The sequence below is a fragment of the Lachnospiraceae bacterium JLR.KK002 genome (assembly GCA_036941025.1).
GTDB lineage: Bacteria > Bacillota > Clostridia > Lachnospirales > Lachnospiraceae > Petralouisia.
This window is the reverse complement of record JAYMNP010000001.1, coordinates 4025763-4041143: the sequence shown is the minus strand read 5'-3', so window position 1 is coordinate 4041143 and position 15381 is coordinate 4025763. Positions and strand designations below refer to the sequence as shown.

At 41.7% G+C, this 15381-nt stretch carries 8 protein-coding genes; all 8 read right to left on the bottom strand.

From position 1 onward, the window contains the following. Nucleotides 1-39: 39 nt before the first annotated feature. The 8 genes from VSQ32_19605 to VSQ32_19570 all read right to left on the bottom strand — a co-directional run bounded on the left by VSQ32_19605 (nucleotide 40) and on the right by VSQ32_19570 (nucleotide 15378). Nucleotides 40-963: a DHHW family protein gene (locus VSQ32_19605; GenBank protein ID MEH2944986.1), complete on the bottom strand. Its 924-nt coding sequence runs from the start codon at nucleotides 961-963 to the stop codon at nucleotides 40-42. A gap of 285 nt (nucleotides 964-1248) precedes the next feature. Continuing rightward, a complete protein-coding gene (locus tag VSQ32_19600) occupies nucleotides 1249-2670 on the bottom strand; it encodes an MBOAT family O-acyltransferase (protein ID MEH2944985.1) in 1422 nt (473 codons plus the stop codon). A gap of 9 nt (nucleotides 2671-2679) precedes the next feature. Then, nucleotides 2680-4545: a nucleoside-diphosphate sugar epimerase/dehydratase gene (locus VSQ32_19595; protein ID MEH2944984.1), complete on the bottom strand. Its 1866-nt coding sequence runs from the start codon at nucleotides 4543-4545 to the stop codon at nucleotides 2680-2682. Nucleotides 4546-4588: 43 nt separating this feature from the next. Then, a complete protein-coding gene (locus tag VSQ32_19590; protein ID MEH2944983.1) occupies nucleotides 4589-6604 on the bottom strand; it encodes a hypothetical protein in 2016 nt (671 codons plus the stop codon). Nucleotides 6605-6609: 5 nt separating this feature from the next. Then, complete coding sequence (locus VSQ32_19585) at nucleotides 6610-8601, bottom strand: hypothetical protein (GenBank protein MEH2944982.1); 1992 nt, start codon at nucleotides 8599-8601, stop codon at nucleotides 6610-6612. After that, nucleotides 8598-10481, bottom strand: a complete 1884-nt coding sequence (locus tag VSQ32_19580; GenBank protein MEH2944981.1) for a glycosyltransferase family 2 protein — start codon at nucleotides 10479-10481, stop codon at nucleotides 8598-8600. The genes VSQ32_19585 and VSQ32_19580 overlap by 4 nt, the downstream gene beginning before the upstream one ends. Nucleotides 10482-10655: 174 nt before the next feature. Continuing rightward, nucleotides 10656-13124, bottom strand: coding sequence for a right-handed parallel beta-helix repeat-containing protein (locus VSQ32_19575; protein ID MEH2944980.1), 2469 nt, complete (start codon nucleotides 13122-13124; stop codon nucleotides 10656-10658). 313 nt (nucleotides 13125-13437) lie between these two features. Next, a complete protein-coding gene (locus VSQ32_19570) occupies nucleotides 13438-15378 on the bottom strand; it encodes a CDP-glycerol glycerophosphotransferase family protein (GenBank protein ID MEH2944979.1) in 1941 nt (646 codons plus the stop codon). Nucleotides 15379-15381 lie beyond the last annotated feature (3 nt).

Below are 15381 nucleotides of genomic sequence, written 5' to 3'. Positions count from 1 at the left end.
TGCAACAGTCACTTTATGCAATCTTATAAATGATTTTCGCTATTCCAAACCATAAATAAACTGTTCACTTTCTGCGTATCCAATCTGATTTGGATTAAGCATTACAATAACATTATCCGGTTTATACTGTTTTATAAAATCTACAGATGTTTCATCCCACCCATAACGCAGTACCCAGCGCAAATCAACTGCAACTACATGCCGGTATGCTGTAGTCAGAAAGGATTCTACCGGGGTCCCAAATGAATCAATAAACAGCATTATTGTCCCCTCATTTTCAGCAGTCCTGCTTTCGTGAATTACCAAAGGATAATCTCCCCCGATATATGTTGCATACATTCCTCTTTCACGCCAGGGGAGCTGTAATTTTTCAAGATCAAAGACCGTATCATAAAATGTTCCATTTCGCACTATTTCTTTATGGGGGATTTCACAGCTTTGTTCCGTATCAAATTTCGGATATATTAATGTGAAATCATCCAGGCCGGAAAATAAAAAACCTGTCCGTTGTCCATAATATCCCAATGAATAATTTTTATACAAATCCTGGTTATACTGAGCGATATCCAGGACTTTATCATCAATTACTTCTCCAAAATTAGTTTCCATATAATTACATAATTTTGTAAATGCATAAAAACCCCCATAAGAATTCCAATGATGTTCTGTTTTGAGAAACAAAGAATAAAAATCTACTTCTTCCTCCTGTATGGCTGCTCTGATATCCAGATAATTCACAGATTCCTCGTCCAGATAATTTAAAAATATGTCTGCAATCTCGTTGCTATAATCATGTATTCCTTCCGGAAGTTTTGAATCATATGCAAAATTTTTCCAGGGAAGCTGGACATACAAAAAATTTGCCCCCTGATCATGTGAAATCCATTTTGAAAATTCAGCCAGACTTTCTGCATTCATACGGATTTCATTCTCCGGTCTTTCCGGTAAAATTTCCGTTGTCATTCCATTATCCAGTTTAAGCACATGATTCATTTCTCTCTGACATAAAACCTGATGTCCGGCTCCATTTATATCCACAAAAAAATTTTTAAATGGAAAAGCAACGTTAAAATTTTCTTCAAAAGCTGCTGTAACATCTTCCACATTCTGCCCGCCACGTAACGAAAATACCGCAGTAACCGGTACTTTTAAATTAAAGAGGAAAATAAAAAAAATACCTGCCAGAAACAAAACAGCAATCACTGACTGAGATATTTTTTCACCATTTATCAGTTTCATTTTCTCACCTCAAAAATTGAAATAAATAAAAGGATTGTGGGAACCTGTTACCAAATATGATACTGCAAGCAAAAAAAGTATAATATATACAATGGGTTCCGTTATTTCCAGTATCCATTTTTTGTTTCTTCTACGCACATATTCTTCAAGATAACGCACAACCGGTACACTAAATATTATAGCTATTAGCGTTATACATGCGTATTCTCTTATATAAAACAGGGTTTCTGCATTAATAAACAGGTTATTTTGCAAGCCGAACATAAATTTTACATAAAGAACTGCACTATGCAAACCTTCCGCACGAAATAATACCCAGCCAAAACCAACACAAAGCATTGTAATTATCTGCCATGTATATCTTTTCCATCTGATCCCTGAAAATTTTTCAGGATGAATCGTATATTTTTCCAATAAAAGAAGCACAAAATACATTAATCCCCAAAAGATAAAATTCCATCTCGCTCCATGCCAGATTCCTGTCAAAAACCATACGATAAAAAGATTTCTTATATGCTTCCATCTGGTTTCCACTCTTGAACCGCCTAACGGTATGTATACATAATCTCTGAACCAGGATCCCAAAGATATATGCCACCTTCTCCAAAACTCCGTTATGCTCTTTGAAATATACGGATAATCAAAATTTTCATTAAAGTGAAAGCCAAACATTCTTCCCAGACCAATAGCCATATCTGAATAACCGGAAAAATCATAATATATCTGCAATGTATACGCCAGCATTCCAAACCATGCCATACAGACAGACAAATTCCCGGAAGTCATGGAAAAAGCAGTGTCCGCTACAAGGGCAAGATTATTTGATACAATAATCTTCTTAATTATTCCTCTCAGAAACCGTTTAGTCCCAATACAAAAATCATCCCATGTGGTATTACGTTCCAGTATTTCTGAGGATATGCTCTCATAACGTACAATTGGTCCGGCAATTAATTGCGGGAAAAAAGTTATATATAAACCCACATTCAAAATATTCCTTTGAGCTTTACCTCTGCCTCGACTGACATCTGCCACATAAGAAATTGCCTGAAACGTAAAAAATGATATTCCAATTGGCAGGACTATATCAGTAACAACAATTTCAGGAAAAATATATTTTAAATTGCCTGTAATGAAATTCAGATATTTAAAAATAAAAAGTAACAATAAATTTAAAATTACGTCAATACCTAAAATAATTTTACAGGTTTTACCCCCCCCCACTCGTTTTATGTCAACCAATAATGCTGCCACATAATTTATAAAAACAGATATTATCAACACTAAAACAAATTTGGGTTCTCCCCAGGCATAAAATGCCAGGCTTGCCAGAAATAAAAAAGTATTCCTGTATCGCTGATGCAATAAATAGTATATTATCAACACTATCGGAAAATATACAAACAAAAAAGTTGAACTTGAAAATACCATATTTTCCTGTCACTCCTGTTTAAACTTCTGCGGATGATACGTAGGCACAATCTCCTGCACCCATTTCCTGATATCTTCCGGCTCCTGTACCACGTATTCTTTCAGATTCTCCAACTGCAGCAGAAAATGTTCTTCATCCATTTTAATAGGTTTCCCAATGTGGATGAGTTTATTCTCTGTCTCCTGCAGCCCTTCTTCATGCATCAGCATTTCTTCATATAATTTTTCTCCAGGACGCAGTCCTGTATACACAATCTGTATATCCTCATCGGGCTTATGGCCTGACAGCAGGATCAGATTTCTTGCCAGATCCGCAATTTTTACAGGTTCCCCCATATCCAGCACAAAAATTTCGCCGCCTTTGGCATAGGCTCCGGCCTGAAGCACCAGAGACACCGCCTCCGGAATGGTCATAAAATACCGGATAATTTCAGGATGGGTTACGGTAACAGGACCTCCCTGTTCAATCTGTTTCTTAAACAACGGAATAACACTTCCATTACTCCCCAGCACATTTCCAAAACGTACCGCCACAAACTCTGTTCTGGAACGGGTATTATAGGTCTGGATAATCATTTCACAGATTCGTTTGGTGGCGCCCATAATATTCGTGGGATTTACCGCCTTGTCCGTGGAAATCATTACAAACCGTTTTACCTTCCACTTATCCGCAGCCTGTACTACTTTCCAGGTACCAAGGACATTATTCTTCACAGCCTCATTGGGGCTGTCCTCCATCAGGGGCACATGCTTGTGAGCCGCCGCATGGTATACAATATCCGGCCGATAGGTCTCAAAAATCATATCCATTCGTTTTGTATTGCGCACAGAAGCGATTAGTACCACCAGATTAAGCTCCGGATATTTATTTTTCAGTTCATTCTGAATATCATAGGTGGTATTTTCATAAATATCTACCAACACCAGCATTTTGGGATGGTGTTCCGCCACCTGACGGCAGATTTCACTTCCGATAGATCCGCCTCCGCCGGTTACCAGAATCGTCTTTCCGGAAACATAATTTAATATGGTAGACAAATCTACTTTCACAGGCTCCCGTCCCAGTAAATCGTTCACATCTACTTCTTTCAGCTTGCTGATACCGACTTCCCCGTTTACAAGCTGATAAACCCCTGGCAGACGTTTCAGCTCACAGCCTGTCTCTTTACACACATCCAGAATCTCTTTGATTTCCTTTGCAGGTGCAGAAGGCATGGCTATAATAATTTCATCAATTCTGTACCGTTTTACCAGTTCCGGAATATTCTGTCTGTTTCCCAGAACCTTAACACCATGAAGATAACTGCCCTCTTTGGACTTGTCATCATCTACAATACACACCACCTGCTTGCTGACGTAATTGCTGTTGCGTATTTCCTTCACCAGCATATTTCCTGCGGCCCCGGCCCCTACCAGCAACACACGGGAAGTATTTTCCCCACTGGCCTGACGCTTAATCAGAGTCCGGATTCCCCGATAGGAAAACCGACTGAGAAATACCAGTATCCACAGAGATACTCCATATAGAATATAATAACTTCTGGGCATCCTTACATCAAAAAATACCATCACCATCATCTGGGCCATGGCAGACAATGCACTGGCAAAGGTAATATTAATGAGCTCCGGCGCCCCCGCATACGTCCAGAGGCTGCTGTAAAGACGAAACCCGTAAAAAATAATCAGCGTTATCACAATGATTACCGGAATATACTGTAAACTCCTGGAAATATATTCCCTGGGAATTTCAATATACCGCCCTTCAAACCGAATAAACAGAGCCAGAAGACTGGCCGCCACAACTGCAATAATATCGTATACAATCAAAATAATCCTTTTGAATAAAAGCTGATTTGTCTCCGCTAACGTTTTCACCTGTATTTCCTCTTTTCAAGTATTTTCTTCTCACAATTGTATCTTAATTTTCCTGAAATTGCAACTGGCTTTCCTGACATCCTGCCATCAGATAAAATAAAAGCCACAGGGGATGTCCCCATACCACATCCACATTTCCCCAGACACAGAAACTAATGTATACAAGGCTGGTCAGTAAAATCAGCACATTTGCCTGACATGATTCTTTTTTACGGAGGAAATTTTTTCCGCCCCTGCACAACTGAGCCACCTGATATCCCATATAAGCTACCAGAATAAAAAGTCCTGTTCCATATGATATGGCAATATATCCACTGTAAGCAGGACTTCGTCTTCGAAACACCCGTGGTTGTTCTGAATGACCAAAGAGATTCCATCTGCGGATATAACTTTTCCAGATGATGTGATACTCAATATCCTGCTTTCGTTTTACCCCTTCTGCCTCTTCCGGATACAGTGTGAAATAATCTTTATAATCCTCATCAGAAAGTCCTGTCAGCAATCGTTCATTTTCATAAGCTATATTCAGATTTAAAAACTCTGGAAACTGCTTTGTTGCAATATGAACGACAGACACTGCCAGAATTGCCATAAATACCCCAATCCCCATAGATTTCAGCAATTTTCCTGCACGCTCCCATATCTGCACAAAACTTCCCCATTGCCGAAGCAGCACTAATGCACCTGTAATTGCTGATGCTGCAAAACCCAATATACAATTACTTCTGAGTACAAAATAAAGTGAAACTGCAGCACCTGTAATATATTTAATATACAATCCAGTTATACATTTTTTCTTCCGCCTCCCGCTATTGGATAAACCTGTATCCTCTTTTATCAGGTTGTCCAACTCCGCCAGAAACATGCACCACATAAAAGCTCCGTACATGGAAAATTCTTCGGAACTCCGAAACAGCCCGTTGTAATCAATGGCCGGCCTTTTCATACGGAACAACATGCAGTATACGGTTCCCGCCAGAAATACCAGTTCCAGAGCATCCAGGAAATCCCCCAGTATATCACGTGGGTGCTCCATATTGTGCCAGGTAAAAATCAGAAAGGCTCCTGCGAAAAACATCACCTGTCCGGTTAATTCCCATTTCTTTATGACAAAAAAATCAGAAATTATTATGCCTCCCCACAAAAGCAGCCAGCAAGCCATCCAGGGAGTTTTCCAGGATACTTTTTGCAAAGGCTTCTCCCAGCTAACCAGTGCCAGTAATACCAACAGCACCATACAGCCAAATATATGATACCGGTATATTTCCTGACTGCTCGTCCAGTTCAGAACATTTCCGATAATCATCCAGGAAAACAGCAGCCCAAACAGGAGTTTCCGCATGGCTTTTCTCTGACCTGCTCTTAATCTTCCACCTGTTCTTTCTCCAAAATAATCTCCCAACAGCTGAAACATATATTGCAGCAGCGCAATCAGCCTGTATACGTCTGGTATTTTTATATTTAAAGACAGCTTTTTTTTCAGATAAAGCAAAATTCCGGAAACTGCAAGAAATCCCAGTAAGCAGACTGCAAACAATTCTGCAAAGTGTTTTCTGGTATACCAGGAAGGCCCTGTCCGAATCTGCATGGAAGAAATAGACAAAAACTCTCCCTTTTCATTTAAAATTCGGATAGCCATTTTATACATGGGAACATCCGTCGCAAGCTCCAGAGCATTTCTTCCCTCGGTCAGACAAATCGCCTGTTCCGCCACCTTTTCCTTTCCCGCGTTGTAATATTCTAACATGCCTTCCATGGATGGCACGCTCATATTTTCCACATCAATATAAAGAAAACCCCAGGCATCTTCTTTTCCGTTTAATTTATAGCGATTGACAGCATTATCCTCTGAAAGCCGGTATCCCCCTTCCTCCGGCTGGTAAATCCAGGTGGAAGAATCTTTGGTCAACTCTGAATGGGAAAAATCATATACTTTTCCTGCAGACATAAATTCTTCCAGATTAATGGCTCCGCCCAGCCGCATAAAGACAATCATGACGCTCAATAATATTCCGGTCAGAAAAAAAAGAAACAGATAAAACTTTTTTTCTCTCTTCATCGCTGTCACCTTCTTACGTTTTCTGCCTGTTGTACAAATAAGCTGCCGATTACAAGATAAAAGGTCAGCCAGCTTACAAAAGCATAGGGAGAGGTTACATCCTCCGTTAAACCAATAATATGATAATTCAGTATCGCTCCCAGTATAAACAAACTCATTTTTCGGTTCTGAAAGAAATTTTTCAGACTGTATTTCAAACTGTAATACACCATGGTAAGATAAGGCAACGCAACAAATACTCCATAATCATACATCATCTGCAGAAGATTATTATGAGCATGCATTCTGCTTACACCAGTTTCAGCCCATCTGCTGTGCCCCACCAGGTTCAACTGCCGCAGATAAATTTTCCAAACTTCATCTCTGCCGCTCAAAAAAAAGCTAATGCCATTGCCGGAAAGTTTCTGGGAAATCCGTTCCAGCAAAGGCAACTTTCCATCTGCCGCATAAACATGCATGGACAACAGAGAATTATCTGACATCAAATACAGATCCCCTGGAAAAGGAACTGCTGTATTTAACAAGCCTGCTGCTTTCGTAAGACACCACTTTCCCAAAGTTACTATCAGGACAACGTTTAATATCAAAAATCCAAGATTTATTATGATATTTTTCCTGTTGCTTTTTTCTTTCCTGCTTTTTAACATCCACCATAAAAACACCAGCCACTCTAATATATATACTGCTATTCCTGTCACGCTCTGAGTCAGCATCAAAAAGAAACACACGCTGACAAGCCCCGTTCTATTTTTCATCAGCTGCCTGTACTTCGGATTTTTTTCTCCTGTTTCTGCTTTAACATAATCCAGAAACACCAGATTCACAGTCACAAGAAATCCCGCAAAGGTATTTGGATTATTAAATATTCCCATATAACGATTTCCAATGGTATATGGCCGGCAAAAGATGCAAAAGATACAGGCCAGCCAGTAAAACATCTCCAGAGCTTTTTTTAAATCTCTTAACCATTTTTCGGGATGTTCCATCTGATTCCAGGAAAGCAGCAACGGCCCCACCGCTGCCAGCATAAAAATTCCCACATGGCTGAAAGATTTTTTTACAAGAAAATCAGATATAATGCAGAGTATCCACTGGATAAACCAGGCATATACCAATGGATTTTTCCAGCATACAGAAAATTCCCTCTTTTCCCAGGATAACGCTGCAATCAGAAACAGACAGATCCCCAATAACAATACCATTTTGTTCTGAGTAACCGGCCGCCATCTCCATCGTAAAGTTACCATAAGATACAAAATCAGATAACAGACAAAAAAAAGAACCGTACGGATTCGAACAATGGCTTTACAGGAAACTTTCTGACGCAAACATGCTCCCTGGTTCAGTATGGAACTATAAATTTTCTGCACCTCTTCTATCCACAGGCCTTTTGGCTGTTCAGTCTTCTTCCTTTTCCAGAACCGTCTGTATAATTGAATGATTATCAGGTACAGGACAGAAACAACCGCAAACACCATCCAGAATTCTTTCCAGCCAAAGGTCTGCTGTCTTTCACGAAACTGCATCTTCGGAATGGAAAAGGTCAGCCCTTTCTGATTGGAAATCACAATATTGATGGCATAAATCTCTTCCCTGGGAAGTTCCAGAATATTCAAACCATTTTTCATGGTCTGATTCACAACACCCGTTGCTTCGTAGGCAGAATTCAAAAAATAAATATCCCAGTCAGACTCCCCCTCCAGTTCATCCAGTTCCAGATACAGATAATTCCAGTTCTTCTGCTGAACCGCAATGGCAAATATCTGATTTGCTGCATCATCCAGAATATTGATACATCCGGTACTGTTATCATACACCCAGTTGTTTCCTGCATAAGTGCGCTCTGTTTTCCCCACATCATAGATCTCTCCCACGTCATAAAAGCAGTTCAGATTAATGCTTTTCGTCAGACACATCAGGGTGATTATCACACAGACCATAAGCCCAAACAGGCAGGTCATACTGTCTTTTACACTCCATTTTACCGTTTTAATCATGTCTCACTCCAAAAAACAGTTTCAAACTGGTACAGATCTTTCATGTAGGTTCCCTGTTCGCCAAACACATCCATCTCATCTTTATGTTTCCCGGATACTATGATTTTATCACTCAGCAGGAACAGGATTTTATGGCGGAATGAGCCGTATGCCAGGATTTTTCCATATTTTCCGGCTTCTTTTGCGGCAGGGCAGGATTTCTCTGATACGAAGTAGATTCGTGTTCCTGCTTTTCGCTGTTCCGACAGATATTGAAATACCGGGGCGGGAGGTTCCTGGCACTGGCTGAGATTATCGGCTGCCAGCCAGATTTCTTTCTTCTTTAATTCTTTCAGAACCATATACCACTTCCGGAACGGGAGCAAATCCTTCCTGCCTGCCTGAATCAGAGTGGACTGGTAGGCCTTTTCGTACTCCAGACGTTCCCGGCGTCCCATATGTTTACAGATTAATTTCTTTTTATCTTTCCGGAGCAGACAGAAATTCTGATAGTAATAAGAGGTTTCCTCCTCATTCAGAGGGATGCTGCTGTCCAGGGCAAATCGAACTTTTTTCCGGTAAATGTCACGGTACCAGATACTGAAGGTCAAATCCCATTCTTTTTTGCCCACAGGGATTTCCAGCCGGAATCCTCTGCCCTTATGGCAGACTCCGTCCAGTCCCATTTTATCAAATTCCTTTAAATCAAAGCAGGGAAGGGGGCTTCTCTTACCTTTAATTTCCGTATATATTTCGTAATCCTCCTCCGGAAGCCAGGTATTTACCCTGCCTTCCAGGCAGACGGTCTGGTCTTTCACTTCCATGGAGGTAAGGATGATAATATTGGAAGTCTGGGACAGGTTCAGCAGTTCTATATTGTGGAACAGCAGTTTTCCCATATCGTAAATAATTTCTTTGCGGATATCTCTGCCATATTTCAGGGAAAGAGCATAAATCATGGCGTCTTTGTACATGATTCGCTGATTCATAATAACCCGTTCCTCAATATACTGCAGAATTTCCTGAATATGCTTTTTATAAGATTCGGCCCTTTCATCGGTTACATAAGAGCGGATATCTTTGCGGATGCGCCAGCCCAGATCATACATCACAGCGTACTGAATGAATTCCGGCACGGTTTTGTACTGCTCCAGCGATTTTTCTATCAGGGCTTTGTGATAATATTCGGGAGAATCCAGGTAATAGCTGTCTGATTTCAGCTCGTTTTGCAGGGCCGAGGTTTCGTTTCGGCGTTTCCGGTAAAAATGCACTGCTTCCCGCACCAGGCCAAGGGTACATTTTTCCAGCAGCACTTCATTGATAAATGCAGAATCTTCTCCATACTTTAATTTTGTGCAGAATCTGTGGTGCTCCAACACTTCGGCTTTTACAAAGGACGAGGTCACGTCAAGCTGCACATAATCGTACTGGGTCTGCAGATATACCACTTTTGTGGTTTCAAATTTATAGTCAAGATGATGGTAGTCATTCCGTCCTTCAAAAAAACGTTTTCTTGCTCCCACCACATCTGTTTTATTCTGATTTTTTTCAAAAAAAGGATACACCAGTGCAAAAGCATCCGGCGCCCATTTATCATCGGAATCCAGGAAGTTCACGTATTTTCCCTGAATATAGGGAAATGCTTCGTTTCTGGCGGAACTGACGCCGCCGTTCTCTTTTTTCAGATAAATAATATTATCAGGATATTTTTTCTGATATTTCAGACAGATTTCCTCGCTGTTATCGGGGCTTCCGTCATTGACCAGTATCATCTGTATATTTTCTTCAAATCCGATGGTCTGGTTTAAAACTGATTCAATGGTTTCTTCCAGATATTCTTCCACTTTATACACAGGCGTGACCACAGTAAATTTATACTGGTATGCTTTTTGTGCTTCCATTGCAATAATTCCTTTCTCTCTATGTATACAGCCGCTTTCTTCTGAAGTAAGATGAAATTTTTGCACGTAATGCAACAGGGAATCCTTTCCCCTGACGGAGCAGTCTGTCCATTCCGCCAAAGGGAACGAAGATTCCCCATTGTTATACTTTCTTACGGCAGTACCTGCCCGAAATTATTTTACCACTGTTTCTGCATATACGGTATTTCCGCCTGCAGCTGCTGCCTGAACTTTTAATTTTGTTCCTTTTTTCAGCTTTGCAGTTTTGATGGTATAGCTTCCGTTTCCGCCTGCCTTTGCACTGTAGGTTTTCTTGCCGATTTTAACAGAAACTTTTGCATTGGAAGGAGCAGAACCCTTAATACTGGTTCCATTCTTCTTTGCTGTGCTGATGGTTACCGGCTTCACATCGCCCACATTGGATGTGGAACCCTGAATGCCAATCTCTTTTGGTGCAGCCGGATTGCTCAGGGTATTTTTCTTAATATTCTTACAGGTAGAACCGGGATACAGAACAATTCCGTATTTTTTGTGTCCCGTAATGGTGTTTTTCTCTATTTTAGTAACAGAGGCTTCCTTGCAGTAAATGCCGTATTCACCATTATTCTTAATCTTATTGCCGGACAATTCGGACACTTTTGCCTTTGCTTTTATCTGAATTCCGGAACTCTTATTGCTGCTGATGGTACAGGACTGAACCTTTGCTTTTCCGCCCTTGATATTCATTCCGTAAATTTTATTTTTACTGATATTGACTTTTTTTACGGTAACATCAGCATTCTTATCTGTCACAACCCCACACTCTTTATTGGACTGGAGCTTACCTCCGGTAATGGTGGCTTTGGACTTGTCATACACATAAATGGCATTCTGTCCGGATTTGCTGATGTTATTATTCTTAACAGTAGCTTTAGATCTTACTCCAACACAGATTCCGCACTGTTTGTTGCCGCTGATTTCATTGTTCTCTATGTTCTTTCCGTTACTCTTGTCGTTTACCATGATACCATGATTCTTATTGTCTTTAATGGTATTTCCTTTTACTGTGAGGGTAACGGATTTTCTTCCGCCTATGCCGTGTCTTCCGTTGTCCTGAATCACGCATTTTTCAATGGTAGCGGAAGTGCCTTTGCCGAAGGGAGACACACCGCATACGGAATTGTCTTCCATAGTGGCTTCTTTTAACACCAGCGATGCTCCGGAGAATACGCCCACGCCATGACCGGATTCACCCTCGGAAGAGGATTTGGGATTCCGTCCGTTCTTGCTGTAACTGCCGTATTTAATGGTAACTTTGGAGTCTTTTCCGGTAATGGAAACGCCGCTCCAGTCATTGTTCTCCACGGTATTGGCAGTCTGCTTTGTACATTCCATATCCACTACGGTATCGGAAATGGTAACTCCGTGTCCGCCGTTATAAGTAACTTTGGAATTTTTGAACACGCAGTTGCCGCATTTGGAAAAAGCAATTCCTGTACCCTTATTTTTCGTTGCGGTAAGGCCTTCAATCACTGCTTTGCTCTTGTCGCCGGTAATAGATACACCGTTCTGAGTGTTACCCTCTGCTGTGGCGCCGGTAATTTTTATCTCAGAATCTCCGGTAACAGCAATTCCATGTTCCTTATTGCTTTTAGCAACCACATTGGAAATCGTTCCGATTTTAGCTTTTTCATAAGCTGCCAGTCCGTGCTCCTTGTTAGAAGAGAAAGTAGTAGAAGACAGTTCGTTTACGGTTACTCCCCTGGCTGTCATTCCGGTAGCTCCGTTGGAAGAAATGGTGCAACCCTTAATGGCAGAAATCACCGTAGCGCCAGTGGCATAAATGCCGCTGCTGCTGTTATTACTGATGGTACAGCCTTCTACAAGGGAGATTGTGCTGTCTCCAATCCGGACGCCGTTCCCCTTACCATTCTTTACCGTACAGTTTTTCAGGGTAATATTTTTGCCGGTATAGAATATGAATCCGCTCTCTGCCTTGTTCCCGCAGTCCCAGGTTCCTCCTTCCACCGTAACGTTTGAAGTGTTTCTTCCAGATACCGTCCGCAGCATGGTGTCTATGTTTGCGGAAGCGTTGATGGTGGCTCCCGTTGCTACAATATTTACATTGGATACCAGGCTGACAGCCTCGTTCCATTTATAAGTACCTGCAGGAATGACGATTGTGGTCACTTCTGTGGTTCCGCTCTTTTCCACTTCTTTCAGAGCAGCCTCCAGAACTGCCGCTGCATCTGCGTTCTGTACCGGATTCAATGTAACCGTATTGGCGCCTTTCACATCAGCCATGATCTCCATATCAGCTTCAGAAAATCTGGAAATCTTCTCCATTTCCAGAGGCTCCTCTGTCTTCTCCATGGCTTCCGCTGCTGCTTCCGGTTCTGCCTGCTCCGGCACTACCATATCTTTCAGGTCTGCTGTTTCCTCAACAGTTGTTTCCGGTTCTGCTGTTTCTCCCGGAACTTCTGATACTGCAGGCTCCTCCTGGCCGGAAATTTCTTCCTGCTCCGGAGTTTCCTCCTGAATAAATGTCACATCTTCCGTTGTCTGTTCGGGATTGACGGAAGATGCTTCTGCCACCGGTACTCCCATTGGTCCTGAAATTCCCACACTGACAGACAGTAAGGCAACCAGTACACGCTTTTTCATAACCTGTTTCTCCTTTCATTATACAATCTTTTCCGATAATTGCAAAACTGTTAAATTATAAGAATTCCATGTACAACTACTACAACTTTATATCAATATTTTCTTCATACAAAAGCACGAAATGCCAGACGCACCGGACATTCCGGTAAGCCTCCGACTACAGATAATCATGCTCAGCAATAGCTTCCATGATTATCTGAGTCTTACCTCCATGGTGCTGAATGCATTTCTCACCTTTTGTATGAGAAAACATTTATCCTGAAATTTTTGAATTGTACACGGAATTCAAAAAACTATCAGATTTTGCAATTATCTATACAATCTTTTTCTTTACCAGTTTCCGGTAAATCCGCGCCAGATTCTCTCCGTCGCTGAATTCATTGATGCTCTGATAACGGGCCTCGTGTTCCGAAGTCCGCGCCTTATCCAGAATAATCCTGCCATCCTGAATAATATTCTGCAATGTCTCCTCCAGAGCCTTCAGGTCAAACACTCTGGCACCAATGTATTCGTCATCTGAGGGAATCAGCCTGCCGCTTTCCATTTCATATAATTCCAGATCAGGCTGGTAAAATACCACCCCGGCACCCTGGTAAAATACATTATAACATACGGAAGAATAATCTGTCACTAAAAGTTTTGTCACACCCAGAACTTCGGAAATGGGTTTCTTCCACACAGAATCTTTCATATCCGTATGGGCCAGCAAATCCATTACCTTTGGATGGGGCACAATAATAATCTTTGAAGGCTCCAGATATCTGCTGAGCATCTGATAAATCCGGATAACGTTTTTATAGTATTCCGACTGTTCAAAATCCTGCAGATGTTCCTCATAGGTCTTCCAGGTCAGCATAATTACCGCTTTATCTTCGGAATCCTGATGAATGTGCTTATAATCTATCTTGCTGAAAATCGGAAGTCCCGTATTCCAGATTCGTTCTTCCGGCAGTTTCAGCATATCGCACACTGCATCTTTTTCTTTCTCGCTTCCCACAATAATATACTGAGGCTCTCCTTCCTTCCCTGCCACAAAAGTGGAGGTTGGACCCTGACATTTCAGGTAGGTAACCCCGTGCTGCAGAAAGATAAAGGGATGTTCGCAGGTACTTTTCCGAAAATATTTGTTGTTTGACCGCAGGAGATTCAGATGGGCCGGGGCTTCTGTGGAAATATAGTAATTTACCCGGTACAGCAGCCAGTAATATTTCAGAGAATATTTCCGAACCACGTTCTTTTCTCCCTGAATTCGCTGATAATCTTCGGAGTGCTCGTCAATGATATAGTAATTTCGGGATGACTGGCTGTCTCTGGCCATAAGGAACAAATCGAATGCTCCTTCCTCCGCCTTTTCCGAAAATTTCTCATAGAACAGGTTCACATTCCGGCCATGCTTTCCCCGCCATTTCCCCAGATGGTACAGAAGCCAGGATATCCCCCGGCTCTCCATAATTTTAAACCGGAGGCCGCGTTCCACTTCCTCCTTGGGCCGCTTTACAATGGAAAAATTGCCCCGGTCCGTCCTTCTGACGTGAATGGCAAAATCTTTGAGATATCTGCTCTTATAGGGCGCATAATAATGCCGGATATTTGCACCGATGCTGCGGAATTTTTTCCCCAGCCGGTAATCCAGCTCCAGCCCGTTTACATTCAGCATAATATTCAGCATATTGTTAATCTGCGTATCTTCCGACAGCAGGGATTCCAGAGGAATCTTAAAATGCTGGAAATTGTGCTGCAAAAGCAGCTTCCATTTGGGAATCAGAGCCGAATCAATCTTCATGGTGGATTCCTGATAATTATTCTCATCAATATAAAACCGCTGGCCCTGCACGGGAGTCTCAGACCCGGTCTGGAAATACCCGATCATCCACAGAGACAGATACCGCCTGCTCAGGCCCAGATGAAGCACTTTGTAGGAGAACTTAATTAATTCTTTGTAAACGCTGCTCATCAGAAGATAGCCGTAATAAATGAATTTATCATTGGACCAGACCGCCAGCACCGGCACATCTTTCGCCCCTTCTGCCAGTATGGGCAGACTGGCAGGGTTTTTCACCGTAACCTGTACCGGTTCCATATAAAAGACCTTATTCTTCTGAGATTTGTTTCTGACAGGCATATTGGTTCTGTACTTTCTGCCGAACTCAATGCCTGTCACATTGGCTGTCTCCGTGTCTTCCGGTGTCATTCTGGTTCTGGCACACCGGATGGTTAATACATCATCCTGAAATTCCACACAAATTTTACTCAAAAT